The following is a 6,840-nucleotide window of genomic DNA, read 5'->3' as shown; positions in this document are numbered from 1 at the left end:
CCCCGGGGAACCCCGCGCAGCGGGACACCCGTAACCGCCCGGCCAGGGCAGAGGCAGTATGGACACCACCGCCCCACCCCCAGGAGCCACGCCGTGACCCGGGCACCCGACACCCGCACCCTCGCCACCGTCATGCACACGGCGTTCTTCCTCCTGCTCGGCGCATCGGTGGCCCGCTTCCTGCTCCGGCACCCCGGCGAACCCCGTACCCCCTGGGTGATCTCCCTCGGCATCGCCCTCGCCCTGCTGTACGTCCTCGGCCCCGCCGTCGGCGTCACCCAGGCCGCCCACGCCACCGACCGGCCCGCCCCCACCCTGCGCCGCAGGCTCTGGCTCGGGCTCGTCGTCACCACCTGGGTGGTGCTCGTCGTGCTCGCCCCGAGCTTCGCCTGGTGCGCCGTACCGCTGTTCTTCACCGCCCTGCGCACCCTGCCCCCGCGCGCCGCCGTGGCCCTGGTCGCCGTACTCACCGTCTTCGTCGTCGCGGCCCAGATGAAGCTCTCCACCGCCTTCGACCCCAACCTCCTCCTGGCCCCGCCCGCCATCGCCGCCCTCGCCACGGCCGTCTTCGTCCACATGGAGCGCCAGGCCCGCGCGCAGCGCGCGCTGATCGACGACCTGATCCGCACCCGCCGGGAACTCGCCGCCACCGAACGACGCGAAGGCACCCTCGCCGAACGGCAGCGGCTGTCCATGGAGATCCACGACACCCTGGCCCAGCACCTGTCCAGCCAGCAGATGCTGCTCCAGGCCGCCGACCGCACCTGGGACAGCGACCCGGCCACCGCCCGCGCTCACGTCCGCACCGCCAACGGCATCGCCGCCCGCGGCCTCGCCGAGGCCCGCCGCCTGGTCCACGACCTGGCCCCGCCCGAGCTGGACAACGGCGCCGGCCTCGCCGAGGCCCTGCGCGCGCTGGACGCCGGGCCCGGCGTCGAGGTCCGCTTCCACCTGGAGGGCGTGCCGGCCCCCCTCCCGGACCGCACCGAGTCGGCGCTCCTGCGGATCGCCCAGGGCGCCCTGGCCAACGTCCGCGAGCACGCGCACGCGCACACCGCCGCCCTCACCCTGAGCTTCCTCGGCGACCAGGTGGTCCTGGACATCGCGGACGACGGCGCCGGCTTCACCGCCACCACCTCCGATCCCGGCCGCGGTCACGGCCTCCCGGCCATGCGCGCCCGCGTGCGCCAGCTCGGCGGCACCCTGACGATCGAATCCACCCCCGGCGAAGGCACCGTCCTGTCCGCCTCGATCCCCCTGGAGCCCACGGGATGACGACGATCCTCCTCTGCGACGACCACGTGGTGGTCCGCGCCGGACTCCTCGCGCTCCTCGGCAGCGAGCCGGACATCGAGGTGCTCGGCGAGGCGGGCAGCGGCGAGGAGGCGGTCGCGCTGGCCGCCAAGCTCCGCCCGGACGTGGTCCTGATGGACCTCCAGCTGGGCGAGGGCATCGACGGCGTCGAAGCCACCCGCCGCATCACGGCCCTCCCCGGCCCGCCGCACGTCCTGGTCCTCACCACGTACGACACGGACGCGGACATCACCCGGGCGATCGGCGCGGGCGCGACGGGCTACCTGCTGAAGGCGGAGCGCCCCGAGGAGCTGTTCGCCGCCATCCACTCGGCGGCGGCCGGCCGCACCACGCTGTCCGCGCCCGTCGCGAGCCGGGTCATGGCCCACATGCGCGGTACGCGGCCCACCCTCACCGACCGGGAACTCGACATCCTGGGCCAGCTGGCCCGGGGCCTGGGCAACCGCGACATCGCCCGGGCGCTGTTCATCAGCGAGGCCACCGTGAAGACCCATCTGGGCCGCATCTACGACAAGCTCGGCGTCGACACCCGCGCGGGCGCGGTGGCGGTGGCCAAGGAACAGCGCCTGCTGCCCTCCTAGACCGTGTCCGCGTCCGTGTCCGCGTCCACGTCCGTGTCCGTCGTGGCCGCGTCGGTGCCCGTGGCCGCGTCCGCGTCCGTGTCCGCGGCGCGCTCGGCCAGCCGCAGCCGCCACTGCTCCATGACCCCGCGCAGGGACTCGTTCACGAGCGTCAGCAGCTCGACGGAGGACTCGAAGCGCGCCCCCGCCGGAGTCGAGGCCCCGAGGACCTCGGCTCCGCGCTGCGACGCCGCCACCAGTACGTCGTTCATCTGCGCGGCCGCGAGCAGCGACCGCAGCCAGAGCTCGTCGTCGATGGCGTAGCGCTCGCGGCGCGCCCCGGGAGTCCGTTCACGCCTGAGCATCCCCTGCCCTTCGAGCCAGGCGACGGCGTGCGAGACGGACGCCGGGCTGACGCGGAGCCGTTCGACCAGTTCGGAGGCGGTGAGGGCGCCGGAGTCGGTGGTGTAGAGGCAGGCCAGCACCCTGGAGACCATCGGCGGGAGCCCCTGCCCGGCCAGCAGCCCGGTGAAGGACTCGGTGAACTCCCGCACCGCCCCCGGGTCGCGCCCGTGGCCGGGGTCGGGGACCGGCGGCGCCGCCGGCCGCACCTCCTTGCGCCGGCGCGCACGGTGCCGCGCGGCCTCCTGCGCCCGGTCCGCGCCGTAGCCCTCGGGGCCGCCGTTGCGGGTGACCTCCCGCATGACGGTCGAGGCGGGCCGCCGCAGCCGCCGGCCGATCTCCGCGTATCCGAGGCCCTCGGCCAGCCAGGTGGCGATGTGCAGGCGTTCCTCGCCGGTGAGCCGTCCTCCGGGCATCGGTGCTCCTCTCCCCTCGTCGACAGCCGCAGTATGCATCCGCCCCCACCCCATTGCAATCACGGCCCCGCCACCCATTGCATTCACCACCACCGCCATTGCAACCCCTACTCCAACACCCCACCCCATCAGCGAAATTCAACCCAACAACTCCGTTGACGCATCCATAAACGCAATGTAGCTTCGAGCGAGTTCAGCGGTTCTCAAACACTTACGGGGAGATGTGACGATGGGACAGAACGGCTTCACCGAGGCGGGCCTGCGCAAGATGCGCGACGTGCTGACCCGGCACGTCGAGTCGGGGAAGATCCCCGGCCTCGTGGCCCTCGTCAGCCGCGGCGACGAGACGCACGTCGAGGCGATCGGGACCATGCGCCACGACGGCGGCGCCCCGATGCGCCGGGACACGATCTTCCGGATGGCCTCCACGTCCAAGCCGGTCGCGATGGCGGCCGCGATGGCCCTCGTCGACGACTGCGAGATCCGGCTGGACGACACCGTCGAGCAGTGGCTGCCCGAACTCGCCGGCCGCCAGGTGCTGGCGCGGATCGACGGCCCGCTGGACGAGACCGTCCCCGCCCGGCGGCCGGTCACCGTACGGGACCTGCTGAACTCCACCTTCGGACTCGGCATCGACCTGACGGCGATGGGCTCCCCGATCACGGCCGCCCTCTTCGAGCGGGGCGTCTTCACCCAGGGCGGCGAGCCCGCACCCGAGCAGGACGAGTGGATGCGCCGCCTCGGCACGCTCCCCCTGATGCGCCAGCCCGGAGAGCAGTGGCAGTACCACATCAGCCACGACGTGCTCGGCGTCCTCGTCTCCCGGGTCACGGGCAAGCCGTTCGAGACGTTCCCTGCGCGAGCGCGTCCTCGACCCGCTGGGGATGAAGGACACGGGCTTCCACGTGCCCGCCGACAAGATCGACCGGCTGCCCCCCAGCTACGCCCCCGACCCGCAGACCGGGGAGTTCCACGTATGGGACGAGGCGGCGGGCGGCCGGTACAGCGCGCCCCCGGCGTTCCAGTCCGGCGGCGGCGGCCTGGTCTCCACCGTCGTCGACTACCACGCGTACTTCCGGATGCTGCTGAACCAGGGCACGCACGGAGGCGAGCGGATCCTGTCCCGGCCGGCCGTCGAGCTGATGACCACCAACAGCCTCACGGCCGAGCAGGAGGCCACCCGGTCCGCCCTGGCCCGGAACAGCGTCCACGTCTCCTTCGGCCAGGGCCAGCAGGGCGGCTGGGGCTTCGGCATGGCGGTCCGCACCTACCGCGGCGACTACGCGCCCGTCGGGCAGTTCGGCTGGGACGGCGGCACCGGCACCTCGGCCTACGCCGACCCGCACAACCAGCTCACCGGCGTCCTCCTCATGCAGGTGGGCCTCTCCACCCCGTCCCCCGCCCAGGTCATCCACGACTTCTGGACCACGACGTACCAGGCCCTGGAGAACTGACCCCGACAGTGCAGCCCCGCCGGCCATCCCAGCCCCGCCGACGTCTGAGGCGCGGGGTCTGGGGCGGGGCGGAGCCCCCGGGGGCACCCCCCAGCGGTAGCTGGGGAAGGAACGGCGGAAGGGCGGGCAGGGGACGGCTCCACGCAGCGGCACCCGCCCCCGCGCGGCCCCCCGCGCCGGGAGAGGCGCACCCGTGACACCATCGGGAACGTGCTCGACATCGGCTACTCCCTCTCCCGGCGCTTCCCCGACCCCCCGCAGACCGACTACCGCTCCGCGGACGTCCACGCGCTGCGCCACGACCTGTTCTGCGGCGACGTCTACCTCGCCGACACCGAGAAGGACACGGAAGTGTCCACAGCCTGGGGATGGGTACCCGTACTCGACTTCGCCTGGGCGCTGTGCGACATCGTCGAGCAGCTCGACGAGGACCCCCGCGGCAGCCGCTCCGCCAACCGCCAGTACGCCGAGCTCGACTTCACCGAGTCCGCCGACCGCATGCTCTTCGAACGCCGTTTCGGCTGGGTCGACATCGAAGCCGACTGGATGGCCCCCGAGGAAGAACCCCTCACCTTCGGCCACCGCCTGCTGCGCCGCGAGGCCCGCGACTTCCTCCACGACCTGATCGCCGACCTCGTCGACATGCACGAGGGCCTCGGCGACAACCCGGTCATCTGGACGCTCCAGTCCCGCTTCCCCCGCGTTCCCGCCTGAGGCGCGCCCGCCCCTCGGCGCCCGGCGGCCTGCCGGGGAGGGTGTTGGATACCCTCTCCCGGTTGGCTTCAGGCGTCGGCAGGCTTTGAACTGCCTGATGGGGGACGGTTTTTTCATGAGCGACACGCATCCGGCCGAACTCTTCCAGCCGCTGGGACAGGACGACCCCGCCACGGTGGGCGGCTACCGGCTCAGCGCCGTGCTCGGCTCGGGCGGCATGGGCAAGGTGTACCTCTCGTACACGCTCGGCGGACGGCCCGTCGCCCTCAAGGTGATCCGGCCCGAGTTCAGCGAGGACGCCGAGTTCCGGCGGCGGTTCCAGCAGGAAGTGCGCGCCGCGCAGCGGGTCCAGGGCCTGTACACGGCACCCGTCATCGACTTCGACACCGACGGCGCGCAGCCCTGGCTGGCCACCGCGTACGTCCCCGGCCCCTCCCTCGCGCACGCCGTCTCCGCCCACGGCCGGCTGCCGCTGCGCAGCGTCCTGCTGCTGACCATCGGGGTCGCCGAGGCCCTGCAGGTCATCCACGGCGCGGACATCGTCCACCGCGACCTGAAGCCGGCGAACGTGCTCCTCGCCTCCGACGGCCCCCGCGTCATCGACTTCGGCATCGCCCGCGCCGCCGACGCCACCTCCCTCACCAGCAGCGGGGTCAGCGTCGGCACGCCCGCCTTCATGGCGCCCGAGCAGGCCTCCACCGGCACGGTCACCGCCGCCACCGACGTCTTCGCCCTCGGCCAGATCATCGCGTTCGCGGCGATCGGCGCGCCCGCGTACGGGGACGGGAACTCGCACGCGATCCTCTACCGCATCGTCCACGAGGACCCCGACCTCAGCGCCCTGCCCGCCGAGCTGAAGCCCCTCGTGACCCGCTGCCTGAGCCGCGACCCCGCCGGACGGCCCAGCCTGACCGAGGTCATCGAGATGTGCCACGCCCTCTCCCCCGCGCCGCTGCGCCAGGGCGAGGACTGGCTCCCGAAGGCCGTCGCCGGTTCCATCACCGAACGCCTGCGGCTGCCCGAACCGGCCAGGACCCCGCCGCCGCAGCCCGCGGCCGCGCCCACCCCGACCGAACTCTCCGCCCCCGCGCAGCCGCCCACCGCGCCGGCGGAGTACCCGCTCCTGCCACCGTGCCCCGCGTACGAGCCGACGCAGACGGCCCCCGCGGCCCCGGCTGCGGCCCCCGGCCACCCCACCCCGCCGCCCGGCTACCAAACGCCCCCGCCCGGCTACCCGACCCCGGCACCCGGCTATCCGGCCACCCCCGGCTACCCCACCCCGCCGCCGCCCCACCAGCCCGCCTACCCGCCCGCCGCCCCGCAGAAGTCCGGCCCCAACGGGCGGATCATCGCCGGGGCCGTCATCGGCGGGCTCATCGGGATCGCGGTCATCATCTCCCTGCTCCCGGACGGCTCCGCCAAGGACAAGGGCAGCAGCAGCGCCGCCGGCAACCGCGGCAGCAGCAGCGGCGCCACCGCCCCCGGCCCCGCGGGCTCCGGCTCCCAGAACAAGAACCAGAAGCGGCCCGACCCCATCCCCGCCACCTACCAGGGCATCGACATCACGGCCAACTACCAGGTCATGCTCGCCGACAACCCGCCGCGCCCCGTCACGGGCGGCAACAGCGGCGTCCTCTACAACGGCGGGGACTTCTACTACTACTACGACACCCTGTTCGGGGAGACGAAGGTCGGCACCGCCAACGGCAAGCTCGTCGTCCTGAACAACGCCCAGAAGGGCTCCCTGGAGACCTGCCGCACGGAGACCCGCTACACCGAGAAGATCGGCCTCGACCAGCTCACCAACGGCTCCGAGATCTGCGTGCTCAGCAACGCCGGACACATCGCGGTGCTCACCTACCGCGGCAAGTCCGACTCCAAGGACGCCAGCAACTACATCACCGTCGACCTCACCGTCTGGCGCAACGCCGAGGACCCGAAGAAGCACTGACGCCACCGTCACCGCCCCGGCGCCCGGCC

The 6,840-nt window shown here is 73.3% G+C and carries 5 protein-coding genes and 1 pseudogene; 5 read left to right on the top strand and 1 reads right to left on the bottom strand.

Annotated features, from left to right (window positions below; all coding sequences use genetic code 11):
• The first annotated feature begins 132 nt into the window (after positions 1-132).
• Positions 133-1,275, top strand: coding sequence for a sensor histidine kinase (locus tag SSNG_RS19195; protein WP_128637498.1), 1,143 nt, complete (start codon positions 133-135; stop codon positions 1,273-1,275).
• On the top strand, positions 1,272-1,895 hold the full coding sequence (locus tag SSNG_RS19190) for a response regulator transcription factor (protein ID WP_007265532.1): 624 nt from the start codon (positions 1,272-1,274) through the stop codon (positions 1,893-1,895). Before SSNG_RS19195 ends, SSNG_RS19190 begins: the two co-directional genes overlap by 4 nt.
• Here the strand turns inward: SSNG_RS19190 and SSNG_RS19185 are convergent.
• Complete coding sequence (locus SSNG_RS19185) at positions 1,892-2,692, bottom strand: helix-turn-helix domain-containing protein (RefSeq protein WP_007265531.1); 801 nt, start codon at positions 2,690-2,692, stop codon at positions 1,892-1,894. The two genes, SSNG_RS19190 and SSNG_RS19185, sit on opposite strands and share 4 nt — an antisense overlap.
• A 229-nt stretch (positions 2,693-2,921) precedes the next feature.
• Between SSNG_RS19185 and SSNG_RS19180 the strand changes: the two are divergent.
• The 3 genes and pseudogenes from SSNG_RS19180 (at position 2,922) to SSNG_RS19170 (ending at position 6,811) form a co-directional block, all read left to right on the top strand.
• Positions 2,922-4,146 (top strand): annotated as a pseudogene (locus SSNG_RS19180) (serine hydrolase domain-containing protein).
• A 210-nt stretch (positions 4,147-4,356) separates the two neighbouring features.
• Entirely contained in the window at positions 4,357-4,860 is a 504-nt protein-coding gene (locus SSNG_RS19175; protein ID WP_007265529.1) for a hypothetical protein, read from the top strand.
• Positions 4,861-4,975: 115 nt separating this feature from the next.
• A complete protein-coding gene (locus tag SSNG_RS19170; protein WP_007265528.1) occupies positions 4,976-6,811 on the top strand; it encodes a serine/threonine-protein kinase in 1,836 nt (611 codons plus the stop codon).
• The last annotated feature ends 29 nt before the right edge of the window (positions 6,812-6,840 follow it).

It is taken from the genome of Streptomyces sp. C, assembly GCF_000158895.1.
Taxonomy (GTDB): Bacteria; Actinomycetota; Actinomycetes; order Streptomycetales; family Streptomycetaceae; genus Streptomyces; species Streptomyces racemochromogenes.
This window is presented reverse-complemented; position numbering and strand designations above follow the sequence as displayed.

What these genes read in the sequence shown, in the direction of transcription:
- SSNG_RS19185 (WP_007265531.1), bottom strand. Translation starts at nt 2,692, where the DNA reads ATGCCCGGAGGACGGCTCACCGGCGAGGAACGCCTGCACATCGCCACC.
- SSNG_RS19170 (WP_007265528.1), top strand. Translation starts at nt 4,976, where the DNA reads ATGAGCGACACGCATCCGGCCGAACTCTTCCAGCCGCTGGGACAGGAC.
- SSNG_RS19195 (WP_128637498.1), top strand. Translation starts at nt 133, where the DNA reads ATGCACACGGCGTTCTTCCTCCTGCTCGGCGCATCGGTGGCCCGCTTC.
- SSNG_RS19190 (WP_007265532.1), top strand. Translation starts at nt 1,272, where the DNA reads ATGACGACGATCCTCCTCTGCGACGACCACGTGGTGGTCCGCGCCGGA.